The following is a 19,163-nucleotide window of genomic DNA, read 5'->3' on the forward strand; positions in this document are numbered from 1 at the left end:
AACCAGCATCGGCTACCGGAAGACGCCTGTCTCAACTGCGATCCGGGGTTGCCAGCCTTTTCCTGGAACACCGCCCCCGGCCGACAACGCCGAGGACGGTGAAGATTTCCAAGACCCGCTATCCGGTGGACCGTAAGGCTGCACCACTTAAGTGAACAGCATTACGGCGATGCCGGGCCTTTTTTGTTGGTGTGACCGCTGTATGTAGAGTCGAGCAAGCTCGACTCTACGAAGGCAGAAGCAGTCGAGCAAGCTCGACTCTACAAAGGGCGGAAGATCGGACGCAGCCGCCGGCTGCGGCTGTCAGTCTTCGATGCGCAGCACGGCGCCGGGCTTCAGCACGCTGCTGCCGCTCAGGCCGTTCAATGACAGCAGGGCCTTCACCGGCATGCCGTAGCGGCGGGCGATGGTCCAGGCCGATTCACCGTTGCGCACGGTGTGGCGGCGGTTGCGCGGGCGGTCGGCCGCGCTGGCCACGGTCCTGGCGACCTGCGGGGCCGGCTGCAGGCTTGCGCTGGGGGCCACGGCGGTCGCTGCGGTCGCAACCGTGGCGACATCGTCAACCGGCGCAGAGGCGGCGGTCACCGGGGCCAGCACGCGGGTGGTGCCTGTCGGGCGGCTGCTGCCGGCCAAGGCCGGGTTCAGGCGGGCAATGCGGTTCGGGTCCAGCGCACGCTGCGCCGCCCACTGCTGCACGCTGGTGCCCGCCGGCAGGGTGTGGCCCTTCAGTACCGGTACGGTGCGGTCCAGCGAGGCCATCACGCCGGGCTCGTCTTCGGCATCCTCCAGCACGCAGGCCAGGGCATGCAGCTTCTCGACGTAGGCGTGGGTCACCGGCGACAGGCCGGGCAGGGCGGCCGGTTTGGCGTTCTGCGCGTTCATGCCCGCCTTGCGCATCGACTGCAGCACGCGGTACTCGCCGGCGTTGTAGGCCATGGTTGCCAGGCGCCAATCGCCGCCAAACATGCCGTGCAGGGTCTTCAGGTAGCGCACCGCGGCCTGGGTGGAATCGACCGCCGACAGGCGGCCGTCGTAGCCGTTGGCCATCGGTACGCGGTGGTTGCGCGCGGTGGTGGCGATGAACTGCCACAGCCCGGTCGGGCCGCTGCCGTTGCGGGCGTTGGGGCGGTAGCCGCTCTCCACGAACGGGATGAGCGCGAATTCGGTAGGCAGGCTGGCCTTGCGCAGCTCTTCGACCACGTAGCCGAACAGCACCAGCGCGTCGTCATCCTGATTGGCCAGGCGAGAGGGGGCGTGGGCGAACTGCTTCTGCCAGCGCGGGCTGGTGGCCTCGGCATCGCAGGTCGGTTCAGCCAGGCCCTCGCGGAAGCTGGCGAAGATCTCCTGGCCGTTGCGGACCGAGGCGGCCGGCAGCAGGGTCGGATCCATCGGCACGGCCGACGCGGCGGTCAGGTTCTGGCTGATGCCGGCGCCCAGCGACTGCGCGCCCGCGTTTCCGGCCAGCCCCAGGACAAGGCCCAGGGCCAGCGGCAGACTTCGGCGCATCATGCGCGGAAGCCGTCTTTCCAGTGCCGGAGACCGGCCATGACATCGACGTCGTCCACGACATCGCGCCCCAGGTGCGCTGACACCGCCGCGCGGATCGGCGCGGTGTGCACACGCAGGAACGGATTGCAGTCCAGCTCGTTGGCCAGGGTTACCGGCAGGGTGGAACGATCATCGCGGCGCATGGCCAAAGCCTCCTCTTGGCGCTGCCACAGGGCAGCGTTGGCGGGGTCGACATGCCGCGCGAAGACGGCATTTGACACGGTGTACTCATGGGCGCAACAAAGCAGCAGTTGCACGGGCAAGGTACCCAGCTTGCGCATCGACGCCAGCAGCTGGGACGGCGTACCTTCGAACAGGCGCCCACAGCCCAGGCTGAACAACGAATCTCCGCTGAAAAGATGTTCAGCCGTGTGAAACGCGATGTGGGTGCGGGTATGCCCGGGCACGGATAGTACGTGGAACATCCGGCCCAGTGCCTGAACGCGTTCACCTTCGCCCACCCGTTCGGTGGCGGTCGGGATGCGCTCGTCGACCGGTGCTATCACCCGCGCGCGGGGAAAACGCGCCTGCAGCGCGGGCACGCCGCCGATGTGGTCGTCGTGGTGGTGGGTCAGCAGGATGGTGTCCACGCGCAGGCCCTCGTCGGCCAGCGCCAGCACCGGCGCGGCATCGCCCGGGTCGATGACCACCGCGGCGCCATCGTCGGCGATCAGCATCCAGATGTAGTTGTCCGCAAATGCGGTCAGGGCAGTCAGTCGCATAGAATTGGACCATGCCCCTGCTGCAGAGCCACCGTCAAGCGAGCCTGGTGCCGTGGTTCGACAGCGAGCCGGCGGCAGCGCTGCGCCTGCTTGAGCGCCAGCTGCTGCTGCCACGGCTGGCCGGCCTGCCGTCCCAGCCCTGGCTGTGGATCGCACCCACGGCCTCCTGGCTGGAGGATGCGCAGCTGGGCGGCCGCGGCCTGCGCCTGTACCGCGAGGGCGCCGGCTATGCCGGTGACACCCGCTGCGCGCTGCCTCTGCCGCTGGCCAATGAAAGCGTCAACGCCATCGTGCTGCAGCATGTCACCGCTGCCGATGCCGATTACCTGCTGGATGAGTGCTCGCGCGTGCTGATGCCCGGCGGCCAGTTGTGGCTGAGCAGCCTCAACCCGTTCAGCCCCTTCCGCACCCGATGGCGACACCATGGTCTGGTGGTGCGCACGCCGCAGCGGCTGCGCCAGCTGCTGGCCCGGCATGGGCTGGAATGCGACGACACCCGCTATCTGGGGCCGCTGTGGCAAGGCGCCGGCAGCAGCCGTGGGGCGGGCTGGGCGCCACTGCGCGCGGCCTGCCTGTTCCATGCCGAAAAACGTACGCTGGCCCTGCCTGGGCCGACCCCGCTGCCGGTGCGCTGGTTGGGCACCGTTGCTACCTGATCTGGAGTTGTATTGAAAACCATTGAAATCCACACCGACGGTTCCTGCCTCGGCAATCCCGGCCCGGGTGGCTGGGCCGCACTGCTGCGCTACAAGGGCCACGAGCGCGAACTGAGTGGCGGCGAAGCCCACACCACCAACAACCGGATGGAGCTGATGGCGGCCATTTCCGCGTTGGAAAGCCTCACCGAAGCCTGCGAGATCGTGCTCTACACCGATTCGCAGTATGTGCGGCAGGGCCTGACCCAGTGGATGGCCGGGTGGATCCGCAAGAACTGGAAGACCGCCGGCGGCGACCCGGTGAAGAACCGCGAGCTGTGGGAGCGCCTGCATGCGGCCACGCTGCGGCACCAGATCGACTGGCGCTGGGTGAAGGGCCACTCCGGTGACCCCGACAACGAGCGGGTCGACACCCTGGCGCGCAATGCCGCGATCCAGATCCGCGACGGCAGCCCGGTAAACTGAGCCCATGCGTCAGATCATCCTCGATACCGAAACCACCGGCCTGGAATGGAAGAAGGGCAACCGCATCGTTGAAATCGGCTGCGTGGAGCTGTTCAAGCGCCGCCCGACCGGCAACAACTATCACCAGTACATCAAGCCCGATGTCGACTTCGAGCAGGGTGCGCAGGAAGTCACCGGCCTGAGCCTGGATTTCCTCGCCGACAAGCCGGAGTTCGCGCAGATCGCCGAGGAGTTCCTGGCGTTCATCGATGGCGCCGAGCTGATCATCCACAACGCGGCGTTCGATCTGGGCTTCCTTGATTACGAGCTGTCCCTGCTGGGGCCGCAGTACGGGAAGATCACCGACCGCTGCACGGTGATCGATACCCTGGCGATGGCGCGCGAGCGCTTCCCCGGCCAGCGCAACTCGCTGGATGCCCTGTGCCGGCGCCTGGGCGTGGACAACTCGCACCGTGCGCTGCACGGCGGCCTGCTCGATGCGCAGATCCTGGGCGATGTCTACATCGCGCTGACCTCGGGGCAGGAAGAGATCGGCTTCGGCCTCGAAGACGACAGCGGGGCCGATGGCGCCGCGCTGCTGGCCTTCGACACCAGCAAGCTTTTGCCGCGCCCCCGCGTGGTGGCCACGGCGTCGGAGCTGGAGGCGCACGCCGCGCGGCTGGAGCGCCTGCGCAAGAAGGCCGGCCACGCGTTGTGGGATGGCCCGAAGGTGGAAGAGGTCGCGAGCGCGTAAGTGGTCGGGGGGATGCCGGGCATGGACCGGCATCCACGACGCGTCATCCACGCATGGCGTGGATCTACCGGTTAATGGCAGCGCACCAGGATCACGGTGATGTTGTCGGACCCACCGCCGTCCAATGCCGAGGCGACCAGGCTGTCCACGCATTCCTGGGCGCTGGCGTCGTCGTAGGCGAGGGTGCGGGCGATGTCACGGTCGTCGACTTCCTCGGTCAGGCCGTCACTGCACAGCAGCAGCTGCATGCCCGGGCGCAGTTCGCCACTGGTGGTGGCCACGTTCAGATGGTTCGGGTCGGTCACGCCCAGTGCCTGGGTCACCACGTTGCGGTGCGGGTGGGCACGCGCCTGTTCGGCGGTCAGGTTGCCCTGCGCCACCAGTTCCTGCACCACGCTGTGGTCCTGGCTGAGCTGGGCCAGCTGGCCGTCGCGCCACAGGTAGGCGCGGCTGTCGCCGACCCAGGCCACTTCATAGCGGTTGCCCTGCACGCGTGCGGCGACAACGGTGGTGCCCATCGGCAGGGTGTCATTGCGCCGCCGCGAGGCACGGATGATCTCCTCGTCGGCGGTGCGGATGGCGTGGGCCAGCGGGGCGCCACGGCGGATCTCGCGGACGATGGTCTCGCGTGCCAGGGCACTGGCCACCTCGCCGCAGGCGTGCCCGCCCATGCCGTCGGCCACCAGCCACAGGGCCAGCTCGCTGTCACCGTAGTAGGTGTCCTCGTTGAGCTCGCGGCGCAGGCCAGGGTGGGTGAGGTGTCCGAATTCGATCATGGTGGTTGCTGGGCGGGGTAATGCCGGGGAGAACGGCATCATCACGGCCAAGCGGACATCCGGCAAGGCGTTCAGTCAGAAATTTTTCACATGATGGGCCGCAATGGCTTGTGGTCTGCCGCGCTTCCTCGTATGATGCGCGTCCCCGGTTCGCCGGGGAACACCTGGAGAGGTGGCAGAGCGGTTGAATGTACCTGACTCGAAATCAGGCAGGCGTTTATAGCGCCTCGGGGGTTCGAATCCCCCCCTCTCCGCCAGATAACTAAAAAGGCTGCCCAAAGGGCAGCCTTTTTAGTTATCTGGCGCGGGATGCGAAGTGCGCTGCGCGCGCTTCGCCCCAAACGTTGCGTCGCAACGTTTGGGCCCCTCCCTTTGCCTGCCTCTCCCCGCCCCTGTCGGGGCAGCCCCTCAACAGAGGGGCTTGTTCCACCCGACGCGCCATCGGGTTGCTGTCACGCGCGAACAGCGTCTTCGCTGCGGTTACCATGTGCGCATCAATTGCTGGAGCGCTGCCATGACCGCTGAAATCCTTGTGCCTGTTTCTTTTGGCGAGCTGCTGGACAAGATCTCGATCCTGCAGATCAAGTCCGAGCGCATCAGCGATGAAGGCAAGCTGGCCAACGTGCGCCGCGAGCTGTCCGCGCTGGAGACCACCTGGATGGGCCATCCGGCGGCGGTGAAGGACATCGCCAAGCTGCGTGCCGAACTGAAGGCGGTCAATGAGCAGCTGTGGGACATCGAGGACGAGGTCCGCCTGAAGGAGAAGGCGCAGGCCTTCGACCAGGCCTTCGTTGACCTGGCCCGCAGCGTCTACCTGCGCAACGACGAGCGCGCGCGCATCAAGAAGGCGATCAACCTGGCGCTGGGCTCGGCGTACGTGGAAGAGAAGTCCTACAAATAATCCCACGTCCTGCGTGGAGGGTGCGGGCCACGGGCGGCCCGCACCGGTCGCTCAGCCGAGGTGATCGGCGACGTAGCGCTCGAAGGCGGCGATGCCGTCCTCGACGGTGATCAGTTCCATCACATCGTCGAACTCGATCTTGGTGCCCCACTTGAGGTCGGCCGCCTGCTTGCCCAGGTACTTGCGCGCGGCATCGTCGTAGCGGTCCACGCAGTAGCGCCGGTCGGAGTACGGACCGCTGCGGTGCGGGTTGCTGGCCGCATGCAGGCCCAGCACCTTGGTGCCCATCGCATTGGCGATGTGCATCGGGCCCGAATCCGGGGTCATCACCAGGTTGGCGCGGGCCAGCAGGGCCGGCAGCTGCTTCAGCGTGTCCCGGCCCACCAGGTCCAGCGCCGGTGTTGCCAGCTGGGCCTGGACGGCATCGGCCATGCTGCGCTCCAGCTCGCTGCGGCCACCGCACAGCACCACCTGCCAGCCGCGCCTGCTGGCATGGTTGGCCACTGCCGCATAGCGGTCGGCGTACCAGTTGCGCATGACATGGCTGGAGCACGGCGAGATCATCAGCACCGGGCGGCCATCGTCGGGCCACTGCGCAGCGGCCCACTCGCAGGCCGACGGCGGCACCGCGAGGTCCCAGCTCACTTCGGTCTGGCGCAGGCCCAGTGGCTCGCAGAAGCTGCCGATGGCATCGAGCACGTGGATGCCCGGTCGATCGGGGATGCGTTCGTTGATGAACAACCCATGCAGATCCTTGGAGCGGCTGCGGTCGTAGCCGATGCGGCGCTCGGCCGGGATGAAGGCCGACAGCAGGTTCGCGCGGAACGCTACCTGCATCTGCAGCAGCGCATCGAAGCGCCCCGGCGGCAGCTGCCTGCGCAGTTCCTTGACCCCGGCCATGCCGGTCTTCTTGTCGTACGCATGGAAGACCACGCCGGGCAGGCCATCAAGCAGCTTCTGGCCGACCTTGTCGATGATCCAGTGGATCGGCGTGTCCGGGCGCGCAGCCTGCAGGGTGCGCACCAGGGGCACAACGTGGGTGACATCCCCCAGGGCAGACAGGCGCAGGAGGCACAAGGATGAGGACGCTGATGCCATGTGTTGTTAGACTCAATGGAATGGTCGTATTTGACGCCAATGAAGCGCTGACGCCATGCCGCGAGGGTCGCGGCATCGGGGCCATTCTGTTCGACCGCGAGCGGCTGCGGCAAGCCGAGGTCGGCCTGTTCTCGCCCCAGCACTGGGGCAGCAGGGCCCGGCCGGTGGCGGAAGGCGGGCGCGGCAGTGCCTGGTTCGTCGATGCGCCTTTCGGCTCCGGCGTGCTGCGGCACTATCTGCGCGGTGGCCTGGCGGCCAAGCTCAGCCGGGACCAGTACATCTGGCGCGGCGCGGATCGCACCCGCAGTTTCGCCGAATTCCGGCTGATGCGTGCCCTGCGCGCGCAGAAGCTGCCGGTGCCCCGGCCGATCGCCGCCTTCTACATGCGTGAAGGCATGCGCTACCGCGCGGCCATCCTGATGGAGCGCATCGAGGGCGTACGTTCGCTGGCCGACCGCGCGCTGGTGGCCGGCCGTGGCGCGCCGTGGGAAGAGGCGGGCCGACTGATCGCGCGCTTCCATCGCGCCGGCCTGGACCACGCCGACCTCAACGCCCACAACATCCTGTTCGATGGCAACGGCCATGGTTGGCTGATCGACTTCGACCGCGGTGTGATCCGCATCCCGGCCACCGCCTGGCGCGAGCGCAACCTCAAGCGCCTGCTGCGCTCGCTGGTCAAGCTGCGTGGCGAGCGCAGCGTGGAAGACGTACAGAAGGACTACGCGCGGCTGCGTCGCGCCTACGACATGGCCTGGAACCGGGGCACCTGATGGACTGGTCATTGCGTTTCCTCGGCGTCGGCAATGCGTCGGCGGTCGAGCTGGGCTCGCCCATGTCGGTGATCGAGCGTGATGGCCGGCCGTGGCTGACCATCGACTGCGGCGGCGAAGGCCTGACCGCGTTCAAGGCGCACTACGGGCACCTGCCCCAGGCGGTGTTCGTCACCCATGTGCACCTGGACCATGTGGCCGGCTTCGAGCGGCTGTTCGTGGATACCTTCTTCAACACGCACCGGCGCGGCACGGTGCGCCTGTACGTGCCGGCCACCGTGGTGCCGCTGCTGCACAAGCGCGTGGCCGATTACCCCAACGTACTGGCCGAGGGTGGCGCCAACTTCTGGGATGCGTTCCAGCTGATCGTGGTGGGCGATGCGTTCTGGCACGAGGGTGTGCGGCTGGAAGTATTCCCGGCGCGCCACCACTGGCCGGAGACGGCCTACGGCCTGCGGCTGCAGGGCGCGTTGACCTGGAGCGGCGATACGCGGCCGATCCCGGAGATGCTGGCGCGCTTCGCCAATGACAACGAGCTGATCGCCCACGACTGCGGCCTGCATGGCAACCCGTCGCACACCGGCGTGGATGACCTGGAGCGCGAATACAGCGCCGATCTGCAGTCGCGGATGATGCTCTATCACTACGCTAGCGCGGCCGATGGCGAGGCGCTGGCCGCACGTGGGCACCGCGTCGCGCAGCGGGGGCAGTGCGTGCCGCTGGCGACGCCGACGGCGCCGCACGTGCTGGCGCAGGATCCGCCGTGAAAACCTCCGGCCAGCCTGCCGACGCGGCGCTGGCGGCCGAGCTGGAACATCTGGAGCGCGCGCTGCACACCCCGCAGGTGCGCGGTGATCGTGTGCGGCTGTCGGAACTGCTGGATGAGGATTTCAGCGAGATCGGCAGCTCCGGCCAGTGCTACGGCCGTACGGCAGCGCTGGCGGAGATCCCGCTGGAGCGGGCTCAGGTGCAGATCGAATCTGAACAGTACGCAGTCTCGCTGCTGACTCACGACCTGGCCCAGGTGCGTTACCGCAGCCGCTACCACGTGGATGGCCAGCCGCAGCGCTGGGTGCTGCGCAGTTCGCTATGGCGCCGGCATGCGCAGGAATGGCGGATGGTGTTCCATCAGGGAACGCCCGAAGCACGGTAGCGCCGGGCCATGCCCGGCGAAGGGCGCCAACCAAGACAGGCAGCTACCAGGGCGGGGCATCGCCCAAAAAGGCGGTGGCCCCGCCGGCTGACCTCGGCGCCCGCGTCGATCGATACCGTTGCTGCCTTCCGGCCCTGGCGGGATTTTCGACCTAGCGTCGCGAGGGGCCGACGGGGCCACCATAGAGACGTTGGCCGCCCAAGGGCGGCCGGTTCACGGATCAGGGGAAGCAGCGCGTCGCGCGCCGGAGACCACAGCCGGACCGCACATCGGCTGGCCGATGGCAGGCGCGCATTCTAGCGCAGGCGTGGGCTTGGACGCCAGCTTCATGCAATGAATCGGCTGTAACCCGTGCACAGGCGGCACGACCGGCGCGAGCCCCCGTTGCTAGAATGCGGCCGCAGGAGGAACGACCTCCCCCGCATCGGGAATGAATGACCAGGACGGCCTGGCCCTACCAAGAGGAGGGCCGCCATGGCCTGGATCTATCTGTTGTTCGCCGGCCTGCTGGAAATTGTCTGGGCCGTGTCCATGAAGCAGTCCGAAGGCTTCAGCAGGCTCACCCCCACCGTGGTCACCCTCCTCGGCATGATCGCCAGTTTCTGGCTGCTGGCCGTGGCCATGCGCACGCTGCCGCTGGGTACCGCCTACACGATCTGGACCGGCATCGGCGCCGTGGGTGCCTTCGTGGTCGGCATCGTGTTCCTCGGCGAGCAGGCCAGTGCGATGCGCATCGGCGCGGCCGTGCTGATCGTCTGTGGCCTGGTGCTGATGAAGCTCTCCAGCAGCTGAGGTTATGGCGATCAGGCGGAGATACCTGCCGTGCCAGGCGCGGCGGGCATTTACCGCAGGCGCGCTTCCATGTGCACCGCATGGATTCCCGGGCCGTGGCCGTCCGTCACCCGCTGGGTGACGTGGAAGCCCAGCGCGGCGTAGAAGCCCTCGGTGTGCTGGCTTGTGCTCAACGCAACGCGCTCCACGCGGGGATCGGTGGCGGCCTGCTGCAGTCGTACCTGTGCAAGATGGCGGCCAAGTCCTTGTCCGTGCCGGGATTTCTCGACCATCCCCCAGCAGAACCCGGCGGTGCCATTCGCGGGGGGCGACAAGCCTCCACAGGCGACGACGCTGCCGTCGAGTTCGATGACCTGGTAGGTGTGTTCTTCCGCCAGCTCACGCAGGAACGACGCGAAGTCCGGGCGTTCCTCCGGGGCGAAATAGATCGGCAGATTGCTGTCGAAGATCGCCAGGCAGGCGGCCAGATCGTTGCGGTGGTAGGGCCGGGTCCTCATGGGGTGACCATAGCGCATGGGGCCGGCTGGGGAGCGGGATCGGGCGGCACGTCATTCACGCGTGGCGTGGATCTACTGATCTGTCTGGAGTAACAAGCCCCTCTGTTGAGGGGCTGCCCCGACAGGGGCGGGGAGAGGCAGGCAAAGGGAGGGGCCCATTCGTTGCGCAGCAACGCATGGGGCGAAGCGCGCGCAGCGCACTTCGCGTCCCGCGCCAGATAAATAGAAAAGGCCACCCGAAGGGCGGCACGTCATTCACGCGTGGCGTGGATCTACTGATCTGTCTGGAGTAACAAGCCCCTCTGTTGAGGGGCTGCCCCGACAGGGGCGGGGAGAGGCAGGCAAAGGGAGGGGCCCATTCGTTGCGCAGCAACGCATGGGGCGAAGCGCGCGCAGCGCACTTCGCGTCCCGCGCCAGATAAATAGAAAAGGCCACCCGAAGGGCGGCACGTCATTCACGCGTGGCGTGGATCTACTGATCTGTCTGGAGTAACAAGCCCCTCTGTTGAGGGGCTGCCCCGACAGGGGCGGGGAGAGGCAGGCAAAGGGAGGGGCCCATTCGTTGCGCAGCAACGCATGGGGCGAAGCGCGCGCAGCGCACTTCGCGTCCCGCGCCAGATAAATAGAAAAGGCCACCCGAAGGGCGGCCTTTTCTATTTATCTGGCGGAGAGAGGGGGATTCGAACCCCCGAAGCGCGGTTTAGACGCTTACACACTTTCCAGGCGTGCTCCTTCAACCACTCGGACACCTCTCCGGATCCCTGCCGTCGGCAAACGCCTCAGCAGGGGCGCAGATTCTAGCGGGCGGCGCGGCCATACACAAGCACCCCAGTCAGGAACCTTCGAAGGGGCTGTCGGAGGCGAGGGGGCTGGACAGGCATGGCACAATGGAACATCCGATGGAAGACGGTGGCCTGATGTCCTATCTCGTGCTTGCCCGCAAGTGGCGTCCGAAGCGTTTTGCCGAGCTGGTGGGCCAGGAACACGTGGTCCGTGCGCTCAGCAATGCGCTGGACAGCGGCCGGGTCCACCACGCGTTCCTGTTCACCGGTACCCGCGGCGTGGGCAAGACCACCATCGCGCGCATCTTCGCCAAATCGCTGAACTGCGAGCAGGGCACCAGCGCCGACCCGTGCGGCCAGTGTGCGGCCTGCCTGGACATCGACGCCGGCCGCTACATCGACCTGCTGGAAATCGATGCCGCGTCCAACACCGGCGTGGACGACGTGCGCGAGGTGATCGAGAACGCGCAGTACATGCCCTCGCGCGGCAAGTACAAGGTCTACCTGATCGACGAAGTGCACATGCTCTCCAAGGCGGCGTTCAATGCGCTGCTGAAGACGCTGGAAGAGCCGCCGGAGCACGTGAAGTTCCTGCTGGCCACCACCGACCCGCAGAAGCTGCCGGTTACCGTGCTCAGCCGCTGCCTGCAGTTCAACCTCAAGCGCCTGGACGAGGACCAGATCCAGGGGCAGATGACCCGCATCCTCGCCGCCGAGGAGATCGAGGCCGACGGCAGCGCCATCGTGCAGCTGGCCAAGGCCGCCGATGGCAGCCTGCGCGACGGCCTGTCGCTGCTGGACCAGGCGATCGCGTATGCCGGCGGCGCGCTGCGCGAGGACGTGGTGCGCACCATGCTGGGGACGGTCGACCGTACCCAGGTGGCGGCCATGCTCGACGCACTGGCCGAGGGCGATGGTCCGCGCCTGCTGCAGGTCGTGGCCGCGCTGGCCGAGTTCTCGCCGGACTGGAGTGGCGTGCTGGAAGCGCTGGCCGAAGGCCTGCACCGCATCCAGGTGCAGCAGCTGGTGCCCGGCGCTGCCGCCCCGGTCGAGGGCCTGGACGCGGCCGCGTTCGCCGAACGCCTGCGCGCGGAAGTGGTGCAGCTCTGGTACCAGATGGCCCTGAACGGCCGTCGCGACCTGCCGCTGGCGCCGAGCCCGCGTGCCGGCTTCGAAATGGCGGTGCTGCGCATGCTGGCGTTCCGCCCGGCCGCCGCGGTGCCGCCGGTGCCGAAGTCGGTCGAAGGCGCGGTGGGTGGTGGTGCTGCCGGCGGCAACGCCGGTGGCGGCCATGCCGCCGGTGCCGGCAGCAACGACGCCGCACCTGTAGCTGCAGCCGCTGCGGCCAGCCCTGCAGCGGTGGCTGACGTGGCTGCCCCGATGCAGGCTGCGCCGCGCGAGCCCGAACCCGAACCCGAACCCGAACCTGAGCCGGCCCCGCAACCGGAGCCGGAGCCGACTCCGGAGCCTGAACCGGTTCCGGTGGAAGAACCCGTGTCGCCGCCGCCGGTGAAGGCCGAAGCGGCGCCGCAGGTGGCCGAGGCGGATGATCTGCCGCCGTGGGCCACCGACGAAGCCGACGCGCGCGATCAGGCGCTGGCGGCGGAAATGGACGTGCCGGTCGCGATGGCGACACCGGAGGCGGCCATGGTCGCCCCGTGGCAGGAACCGCCGGCCCCGGCCCCGGCCCCGGCTTCGGTGGCGGCCGAGCCGGAACGCCCGTTCCATGCCGACGGCATCGAGATCGCCCCGGCCGCGCCGGTGGCAACACCGGCGCCGGCAGCGCATCAGGGCAGCATCTACGACCTGGCCAGTGCTGAAGACTGGCTGGACCTGGTGGCCAACAGCGGCCTCAGCGGTCCATCGCGGCAGCTGGCGGCCAATGCGGCCTTCATCAGCTGCCAGGGCGGCACCTTGAAACTGGGCCTTTCGCCCGGATTTGAGTACCTGCGTTCCGAACGCGCGCTGTCCGCCCTGGGCGAGATGCTGGAAAAGGCCCTGGGCCAGGCGCCGAGGATCGTGGTCGAGACTGTGGAAACCGAGCAGGTCCCGGCCGAGACCCTGCACCAGCGTGCCGACCGCCAGCGTGGCGAGCGGCAACAGGCCGCCGAGGCCATTTTCATGGACGATCCGGAAGTGCAGCTGCTGATCCAGCAGCATGGCGCCCGGGTTGTTTCCGACTCCATCCGTTCTTTTGACGAGTAAGACACTATGCGCGGCAACATCGCCCAACTGATGCAGCAGGCCCAGAAGATGCAGGAAAACCTGCAGAAGGCCCAGGAAGAAATCGCCAAGATCGAAGTCACCGGCAGCGCCGGCGGCGGCATGGTCAGCGTGACCCTGACCGGCGCCAAGGAATGCCGCAAGGTGCGCATCGATCCGTCGCTGGCCAGCGACCCCGAAATGCTGGAAGACCTGATCGCCGCGGCCTTCAACGACGCCTCGAACAAGATCGATGCCGAGTCGAAGTCGAAGATGGGTTCGGCCACCGCCGGCATGCAGCTGCCGCCGGGAATGAAGCTGCCGTTCTGATGTTCAGCGTGGCACCCGTGCAAGCGGGTGCCACAGACCCCGTAGAGTCGAGCTTGCTCGACTGTTCAAGCCTTCAGTCGAGCATGGCTCGACTCTACAAATAATCGTCGAGCGTGCTCGACGCAACGAAAGCCTGCTGCCGTGTCCGCACCCCTGCTTGAACAATTGATCGATGCACTGCGGGTGCTGCCTGGCGTCGGCCAGAAAACCGCGCAGCGCATGGCCTACCACCTGCTTGAACGCGAGCGCGAAGGTGGGCAGCGGTTGGCCGAGGCGCTGGCGCTGGCGGTCGAACGCATCGGCCATTGCGCGCAGTGCCGCGATTTCAGCGAAACCGAGCTGTGCCCGACCTGTGCCAACAACAGTCGCGAGCGCAGCCAGCTGTGCGTGGTCGAATCACCGGCCGACCGTCTGGCCATCGAAAATGCTACCGGCTTCCGCGGCGTCTACTTCGTGCTGCAGGGCCGTCTGTCGCCCCTCGATGGCGTCGGCCCGCGCGAACTGGGCCTGGAGCAGCTGGAACAGCGGCTGGCGCAGGGCGAAGTGCAGGAACTGATCATCGCCACCAGCGCTACGGTTGAAGGCGAAGCGACTGCGCACTATCTGGCCCAGCTGGCGCGTGCGCGCCAGGTCCAGCCGAGCCGCCTGGCGCAGGGCCTGCCGCTGGGCGGTGAACTGGAATACGTCGATCGCGGCACGCTGTCGCATGCCTTCGGGACGCGCAGCGAATTCCGCGACTGACCGCGGCCGCGCGCGGCGTGGCCGGCCTACAATGCGGACGACATCCCGCCGAGGCCGACCATGACCACCGAAACCCTCTTCAGCAAGATCATCCGTCGCGAGATCCCGGCCACCATCGTCTACGAGGATGACGAGGTGCTGGGCTTCAAGGACATCGCACCGCAGGCGCCGGTGCACGTGCTGTTCATTCCGAAGAACGAGATCATCCCGACCCTGGACGACCTGCAGCCGTCGCAGGCGCACCTGATCGGCAAGCTGGCCCTGGCAGCAGCCGCGTATGCGCGCAGCGAAGGCTTCGCCGAGGACGGCTACCGCATCGTGATGAACTGCCGCGAAGATGCCGGGCAGACCGTGTTCCACATCCACATGCATCTGTTGGCCGGTGCGCCGTTGGGCCATTTCGGTACGCCGGGGCATTGAGGCAACGGCATCCACGCATGGCGTGGCTCTACTGCCGGCGTGCGTCGGTATCGCGGTAGATCCACGCCATGCGTGGATGGCAGTCGCCAGTAGATCCACGCCATGCGTGGATGGCACCAACAAGAAGGCCGCCCGAGGGCGGCCTTTTGCGTCACGCGGGACGTGGCAGGTTTACCACCAGCCCCAGCTGCGGTAACCGCCCCAGTACGGGCCCCACGGACCCGGACCCCACGGGCTGTACGGGTAGGGCACGACATCGACCTGGCGCTGTTCCGGCCACAGGTAGATGACGTCGGCCGCCAGCTTGGGCAGGCGGTAGTCGTACTCGCCGATGCGGGTGTTGGCGTAGCCGTCGATCTTGCCGATGAAGGTCACGTCGCGACCGGCTTCGAACACCGCCGGATCATAGAAGCCGGCGCGGCAGGCGATGAAGCGGCCGTCGCTGGCGTCGGACGAGCTCTGGTTCGGGCGGCCACTGCCATTGAGCGGGCGCGAGATGATCTGGAAGCAGGTCTCGCCCTGGCCGGGCTGGGTTTCGATGATGCGGCCACCCCAGCGAACAGGGGTGCCCACCTGCTGGGTGGCAACCGAGTCGCGCGGGGACACCACGCTGAACTGACCCTGCAGCGGCTTGGGGGCCGTGGCGCAGGCCGACAGGGCCAGGGCGGCCACGGCGGTGAGAAGGAACTTGGTGTTCATGAAGTAGCTCCGGAAGTCGGGCGCTGCCTGCGCAGGTCCCGCAATAATGGGGCGAGCTCGGTACGAGTGCCAGCGTAGCGCGCTTCGACGAAACGCTGGCTGAGTGCAATGAGGGCAGGGTCGGGGCGCTGGGCATGGACCCGCTGGGCCCAGGCCAGGGCGGGTTCGTGCGGCTCGCGGGCCAGCCCCAGCCGTGCGTAGCGGCGGCCCAGCCGGTGCCAGGCGCGCAGCAGCGGGTCGCGCTCGCGTTCGCCACGGGCCAGCAGCCAGGCCATCCAGCCCATCGCCAGCAGGGCGGCGGCCACGAAACCGGCCAGCAGCTGGCCGGGCTTCAGCTCATCCAGGCCCAGCGGCTGCAGCAGCTGCTGCTGGCGGCGCGCGTCGAAGGACAGCACCAGGTCGTTCCAGCCACGGCGCAGCCAATCGCCGATCTGCCCGGCCTGCAGCCAGCGCTGCTGCAGGTCGAGGTCGGCGCCGGCCGGCAGCCGGTCTTCCAGCGTGTCGAGGATGCGCTCGGGCGCCACTGCCGCGGTCGGGTCCACCCGCACCCAGCCACGCTGGGGCAGCCAGACCTCGGTCCAGGCGTGGGCGTCCATGCGCCGCACCACCCAGTAGTCGCCCAGCCGGTTGCGGGTGCCGCCGGCAAAGCCGGTCACCACGCGGGCTGGGATGCCGGCATTGCGCATTAGAACAACGAAGGCCGAACTGAAGTGCTGGCAGAAGCCGGCCTTGTAGTCGAACAGGAACGCGTCCACCGGGTCGCGCCCGGCCGCTGGGGTGTCCAGCGTGTAGGAGAAATCCGCGGTGATCCAGTCCAGGGCGCGGCGGACAACGGCGGCATCGTCGTCGCCGGCTTCCTGCCGCCATTGCCGGGCCAGCGCTGCCGTGCGCGGGTTGAAGTTGGCCGGCAGCTGCAGCGCCGCACGCTGCTGGTAGGGCGACAGCTCGGCATCGAAGCGCGTCGCCGGTGCCGAGTGCAGGCGCCAGCGGGTCAGTGCGGCGAGCGGGCGCTGGCTGGCCAGGCTCATCTCAGCGTTGAGCGCGGTGCCTTCCGGGGCAGCGGTGGGCAGGTCCAGCGCCACCAGCAGGCGGCGGTCGGTGGGCTCGTAGTCGATCTGGTAGTCCCAGCCCGGGCCTTCGTGGGTCACCTGCGCCGGCCGGCGGTAGTCGATGTTGCGGTCACGCGTCCAGACGTGGCCATCGAAGCGGGTCAGCACCGGCCCGCGCCAGTAGCGCTGCTCCGGCTGCGGCACGGGGCCGAAGAACTGCACGCGCAGTGCCGGGGTGTCATCGGCCATCAGGTCCAGCCACTTGTCCGGCTCCATCGAGTCGGACAGGCCGGGGGTGCCGACCGCGCGTTCGGGCACGCCCCACAGCGGCGAGGACAACCGCGGGAACAGCCAGAAGCAGGCCAGGGCCAGGGGCAGGCCGATCAGCAGCAGGCGGCCGACGCCGCGCAGCTGGCCGGGCAGCGGCAGCGCCGCGCTGCGACCTTCGTTGTGGGCCAGCCGCTGCAGGGCGAGCAGGCTGCTGATGCCGGCCAGCGCGGCCAGCAGCGTGGTCAGGGGCCCCTGGTCGAGCAGGAAGGCGGCAAACGGCGCGAACAGGGCGAAGCCGAGCAGGCTGCGTGCATCACGCACGCTGCGCAGTTCGCTGGATTTGATCGCCAGCATCGCTGCCAGCAATGCACAGCCGGTGTCGCGCCCCGGCCGCACCGCGCCCATCTGCCAGACGATGGCACCCAGCATGGCCAGGACCAGCAGCAGGCGCACCGGCATCGGCAGTACGCCTCGCAGCGACAGCGCAGCGGTGGCCACGCCCGCCACCGCGATCAGTGCCGCAAGCGGCCCGGGCAGCAGCAGCAGCAGCGGCAGCAGTGCCAGCGCAGCGCTGGCCAAGGTCCAGTTGCGCGCGTTGCGGTCCAGCAGGAGAGCGGGCTCAGTCATGGGGCATCAGCGCCAGTGCGCGCAGGCACGCATGATGGTGGCTCGCGCCCTGGCCGGGGCCGAGCGCGGGCTGCGAGGGCAGCAGCAGCGTGTAGCGCCGGCCTTCGCGTTCGGCGCTGTCGACCCAGCGCGCCAGGCGCGAGATGCGCGCTTCCGTCGGCAGGGTGGAGAGCGCGCGCCAATCCAGCACCACTTCGATGCCGACCGGTTTTTCATACTCGCGCACCAGCAGCGTGTCGCGTCGTGCCGAATGCTTCCAGGCGATGCTGCGCGGCGGGTCGCCTGCGCGGTAAGGGCGCAGCTGGTGCAGCTCCTCGCCGCTGGCGTGGGCGCGGGTGTGCAGCAGGTCGCTGCCCTGTTCGGGCAATGACGGTGCCAGGGCCTCGGCCACCGGGTGCACCAGCAGCGGTTGTTCCGGCCACACCCAGGACCACGCACGCACCAGGCCCAGCGGCTGGGTGCTGGACAGGCGGATGCGCGGCAGGTCGAGCCAGCCGCGCCGCTCGGTCGGCACGTCCAGTTCCACTTCACCACGGCCCTGTGCTGGCAGGTCGGTCCAGGCCTGGCTGTCGCCAACCTGCAGTTCCAGGCCGTGGCGCGGCCGCGGGTCGCGCAGCGACAGGTCGATGCGCAGGCGCAGCGGCTGGCCCGCCGGCACCGGTTCGGCCGAGATGGCGTCGATCTGCACGCCCGACAGCTGCAGGTGGGCGGCGATGGCGCTGGCGATGGCGGCCGCCGCCAGCAGCAGGGCCAGCAGCAGGGCCGGGTTGTTGTTGTAGTTCAGCGCGCCCAGCAGCATCGCCGACAGCAGCAGGGCCACGAACAGGCCGAAGCGCGTGGGCAGCACGTAGATGCGCCGGCGGTCGAGCCGCTGCGGCAACGCTTCGGGCATGCGCGGACGCGCCAGGCGAAGCAGGCGTGAGCCGCGTGCGGGCATCCTCAATCCACCGCGACGGTCTGCAGGATGGCGCGCGCCAGCGCCGGCCCCGTGCTCGATTCGGACTCGCCCACCAGGCGGTGGCCGGCCACGGCGACGAACAGGGTCTGAACGTCTTCGGGGACCACATGGCCGCGGCCGAGCAGCAGCGCGTGGGCCTTGGCCGCACGCAGCAGGGCCAGGCCGGCACGCGGCGACAGGCCCACGCGCACGCCGGCATGCTGGCGGCTGCGGGTCAGCAGGGCCTGCACGTAATCCACCAGCGCGTCGCTGACGTGGATCTGGCCGACCGCTTCACGCAGCCGGCGCACCTGGTTGTCATCCAGCTGCGGCACCGCGCGCGCGATCAGGTCGCGGCGGTCGGTGCCGCGCAGCAGCTCGCGTTCGGCCTGCGGGCTGGGGTAGCCCATCGCCAGCCGCAGCAGGAAGCGGTCCAGCTGCGAATCGGGCAGCGGGAACGTACCGGACAGGTCGACCGGATTCTGCGTGGCGATCACGAAGAACGGATCGGGCAGCGGATGGGTCTGCCCGTCGAGCGTCACCTGCTGTTCGGCCATCGCTTCCAGCAGCGCGCTCTGCGTGCGTGGCGGTGCGCGGTTGATCTCATCGGCCAACAGCACGTGCGAGAACACCGGGCCGGTATGGAACTGGAACTGGCGCGTGCCGGCGTCATACACCGATACGCCGAGCACATCGGCCGGCAGCAGGTCGGAGGTGAACTGCACGCGCTGGAAGCTCAGCCCCAGGCTGCTGGCCAGTGCGTGGGCCAGTGTGGTCTTGCCCAGGCCGGGCAGATCTTCGATGAGCAGATGGCCACCGGACAGCAGGGCGACGAAAGCCAGCCTGACTTCCGGCACCTTGCCGAGCACCAGGGCATTGACCTGATCCTGTGCCTCCCGCAGGGCCTGGCGCAGTTGATCGGTTAGCATGCTGGGCATGGGGGACGGAGCTGGCATGTTCGTCTCACGTTCGGGAACCATTCGATTCTATCCATA

General features: G+C 68.4%; 21 protein-coding genes, 2 tRNA genes, 1 other RNA gene and 1 pseudogene. 14 read left to right on the forward strand and 11 right to left on the reverse strand.

Features of this window, described 5'->3' with window-relative positions:
* Positions 1–155, forward strand: a pseudogene (locus FJU31_RS07300) (IS4 family transposase); the annotation flags it as partial.
* 148 nt (positions 156–303) lie between these two features.
* Here FJU31_RS07300 and FJU31_RS07305 read toward each other — a convergent pair.
* The gene (locus FJU31_RS07305; protein WP_150454165.1) at positions 304–1,509 is read right to left on the reverse strand and encodes a lytic transglycosylase domain-containing protein; all 1,206 of its coding nucleotides are present in this window, start codon (positions 1,507–1,509) and stop codon (positions 304–306) included.
* Complete coding sequence (gloB, locus tag FJU31_RS07310) at positions 1,506–2,270, reverse strand: hydroxyacylglutathione hydrolase (protein WP_150454166.1); 765 nt, start codon at positions 2,268–2,270, stop codon at positions 1,506–1,508. Before gloB ends, FJU31_RS07305 begins: the two co-directional genes overlap by 4 nt.
* Before the next feature lie 11 nt (positions 2,271–2,281).
* Here gloB and FJU31_RS07315 point away from each other — a divergent pair, with 11 nt between their 5' ends.
* From FJU31_RS07315 to dnaQ, 3 genes are read left to right on the forward strand one after another with little or no spacing between them, the layout of a single operon-like run.
* Positions 2,282–2,926 carry a class I SAM-dependent methyltransferase gene (locus FJU31_RS07315; protein ID WP_150454167.1) on the forward strand — a complete coding sequence of 215 codons (645 nt, stop codon included), beginning with the start codon at positions 2,282–2,284 and terminating at the stop codon, positions 2,924–2,926.
* A gap of 12 nt (positions 2,927–2,938) precedes the next feature.
* Positions 2,939–3,391 (forward strand): ribonuclease HI, encoded by a 453-nt coding sequence (gene rnhA, locus FJU31_RS07320; protein WP_108767964.1) that lies wholly within the window; start codon positions 2,939–2,941, stop codon positions 3,389–3,391.
* A gap of 4 nt (positions 3,392–3,395) precedes the next feature.
* On the forward strand, positions 3,396–4,124 hold the full coding sequence (dnaQ, locus tag FJU31_RS07325; RefSeq protein ID WP_150454168.1) for a DNA polymerase III subunit epsilon: 729 nt from the start codon (positions 3,396–3,398) through the stop codon (positions 4,122–4,124).
* A 71-nt stretch (positions 4,125–4,195) separates the two neighbouring features.
* Here the strand turns inward: dnaQ and FJU31_RS07330 are convergent, their stop codons facing one another.
* Positions 4,196–4,900 carry a PP2C family protein-serine/threonine phosphatase gene (locus tag FJU31_RS07330; protein WP_150454169.1) on the reverse strand — a complete coding sequence of 235 codons (705 nt, stop codon included), beginning with the start codon at positions 4,898–4,900 and terminating at the stop codon, positions 4,196–4,198.
* Positions 4,901–5,066: 166 nt separating this feature from the next.
* Here FJU31_RS07330 and FJU31_RS07335 point away from each other — a divergent pair.
* A tRNA-Ser gene (locus FJU31_RS07335) sits at positions 5,067–5,157 on the forward strand.
* 257 nt (positions 5,158–5,414) lie between these two features.
* Complete coding sequence (locus FJU31_RS07340; protein WP_108767967.1) at positions 5,415–5,801, forward strand: DUF6165 family protein; 387 nt, start codon at positions 5,415–5,417, stop codon at positions 5,799–5,801.
* Between the two features lie 51 nt (positions 5,802–5,852).
* Here FJU31_RS07340 and FJU31_RS07345 read toward each other — a convergent pair whose 3' ends face one another.
* Entirely contained in the window at positions 5,853–6,899 is a 1,047-nt protein-coding gene (locus FJU31_RS07345) for a glycosyltransferase family 9 protein (RefSeq protein WP_150454170.1), read from the reverse strand.
* A 20-nt stretch (positions 6,900–6,919) separates the two neighbouring features.
* Here FJU31_RS07345 and FJU31_RS07350 point away from each other — a divergent pair, with 20 nt between their 5' ends.
* The 3 genes from FJU31_RS07350 to FJU31_RS07360 are packed head-to-tail and all read left to right on the forward strand — an operon-like array spanning position 6,920 to position 8,822.
* Positions 6,920–7,669 (forward strand): 3-deoxy-D-manno-octulosonic acid kinase, encoded by a 750-nt coding sequence (locus tag FJU31_RS07350; protein WP_150454171.1) that lies wholly within the window; start codon positions 6,920–6,922, stop codon positions 7,667–7,669.
* Positions 7,669–8,436 (forward strand): MBL fold metallo-hydrolase, encoded by a 768-nt coding sequence (locus tag FJU31_RS07355; protein ID WP_150454172.1) that lies wholly within the window; start codon positions 7,669–7,671, stop codon positions 8,434–8,436. The genes FJU31_RS07350 and FJU31_RS07355 overlap by 1 nt, the downstream gene beginning before the upstream one ends.
* Positions 8,433–8,822, forward strand: a complete 390-nt coding sequence (locus FJU31_RS07360) for a nuclear transport factor 2 family protein (RefSeq protein ID WP_150454173.1) — start codon at positions 8,433–8,435, stop codon at positions 8,820–8,822. Before FJU31_RS07355 ends, FJU31_RS07360 begins: the two co-directional genes overlap by 4 nt.
* 77 nt (positions 8,823–8,899) lie before the next feature.
* On the opposite strand, the gene ffs is transcribed toward FJU31_RS07360, so the two are convergent.
* Positions 8,900–8,996: signal recognition particle sRNA small type (ffs, locus tag FJU31_RS07365), an RNA gene on the reverse strand.
* Between the two features lie 300 nt (positions 8,997–9,296).
* On the opposite strand from ffs, the gene FJU31_RS07370 reads away from it, so the two are divergent.
* Positions 9,297–9,614 (forward strand): DMT family transporter, encoded by a 318-nt coding sequence (locus tag FJU31_RS07370; protein ID WP_150454174.1) that lies wholly within the window; start codon positions 9,297–9,299, stop codon positions 9,612–9,614.
* 50 nt (positions 9,615–9,664) lie between these two features.
* Here the strand turns inward: FJU31_RS07370 and FJU31_RS07375 are convergent, their stop codons facing one another.
* Together FJU31_RS07375 and FJU31_RS07380 are read right to left on the reverse strand one after the other, a co-directional pair.
* Positions 9,665–10,111 (reverse strand): GNAT family N-acetyltransferase, encoded by a 447-nt coding sequence (locus tag FJU31_RS07375; protein ID WP_150454175.1) that lies wholly within the window; start codon positions 10,109–10,111, stop codon positions 9,665–9,667.
* 662 nt (positions 10,112–10,773) lie between these two features.
* Positions 10,774–10,866, reverse strand: a tRNA-Ser gene (locus tag FJU31_RS07380).
* Positions 10,867–11,010: 144 nt separating this feature from the next.
* On the opposite strand from FJU31_RS07380, the gene dnaX reads away from it, so the two are divergent.
* From dnaX to FJU31_RS07400, 4 genes are all read left to right on the forward strand, one after another.
* Positions 11,011–13,098: a DNA polymerase III subunit gamma/tau gene (gene dnaX / locus FJU31_RS07385; protein ID WP_150454307.1), complete on the forward strand. Its 2,088-nt coding sequence runs from the start codon at positions 11,011–11,013 to the stop codon at positions 13,096–13,098.
* Positions 13,099–13,104: 6 nt separating this feature from the next.
* Positions 13,105–13,425 carry a YbaB/EbfC family nucleoid-associated protein gene (locus tag FJU31_RS07390; RefSeq protein WP_004154630.1) on the forward strand — a complete coding sequence of 107 codons (321 nt, stop codon included), beginning with the start codon at positions 13,105–13,107 and terminating at the stop codon, positions 13,423–13,425.
* 141 nt (positions 13,426–13,566) lie between these two features.
* Complete coding sequence (recR, locus tag FJU31_RS07395; RefSeq protein ID WP_108760009.1) at positions 13,567–14,166, forward strand: recombination mediator RecR; 600 nt, start codon at positions 13,567–13,569, stop codon at positions 14,164–14,166.
* A gap of 60 nt (positions 14,167–14,226) precedes the next feature.
* The gene (locus FJU31_RS07400) at positions 14,227–14,586 is read left to right on the forward strand and encodes a histidine triad nucleotide-binding protein (RefSeq protein WP_150454176.1); all 360 of its coding nucleotides are present in this window, start codon (positions 14,227–14,229) and stop codon (positions 14,584–14,586) included.
* Between the two features lie 171 nt (positions 14,587–14,757).
* Here FJU31_RS07400 and FJU31_RS07405 read toward each other — a convergent pair whose 3' ends face one another.
* Genes FJU31_RS07405 through FJU31_RS07420 form a run of 4 tightly spaced genes read right to left on the reverse strand, consistent with a single transcriptional unit; the run spans position 14,758 to position 19,124 of the window.
* Entirely contained in the window at positions 14,758–15,285 is a 528-nt protein-coding gene (locus tag FJU31_RS07405; protein WP_150454177.1) for a Slp family lipoprotein, read from the reverse strand.
* Entirely contained in the window at positions 15,282–17,231 is a 1,950-nt protein-coding gene (locus tag FJU31_RS07410) for a transglutaminase TgpA family protein (RefSeq protein WP_150454178.1), read from the reverse strand. The genes FJU31_RS07405 and FJU31_RS07410 overlap by 4 nt, the downstream gene beginning before the upstream one ends.
* Complete coding sequence (locus tag FJU31_RS07415) at positions 17,224–18,174, reverse strand: DUF58 domain-containing protein (protein ID WP_425473649.1); 951 nt, start codon at positions 18,172–18,174, stop codon at positions 17,224–17,226. The genes FJU31_RS07410 and FJU31_RS07415 overlap by 8 nt, the downstream gene beginning before the upstream one ends.
* Positions 18,171–19,124, reverse strand: a complete 954-nt coding sequence (locus FJU31_RS07420) for an AAA family ATPase (RefSeq protein ID WP_150454180.1) — start codon at positions 19,122–19,124, stop codon at positions 18,171–18,173. Before FJU31_RS07420 ends, FJU31_RS07415 begins: the two co-directional genes overlap by 4 nt.
* Positions 19,125–19,163: the final 39 nt, after the last annotated feature.

This window comes from Stenotrophomonas cyclobalanopsidis (assembly GCF_008710035.1).
GTDB classification, from domain to species: domain Bacteria; phylum Pseudomonadota; class Gammaproteobacteria; order Xanthomonadales; family Xanthomonadaceae; genus Stenotrophomonas; species Stenotrophomonas cyclobalanopsidis.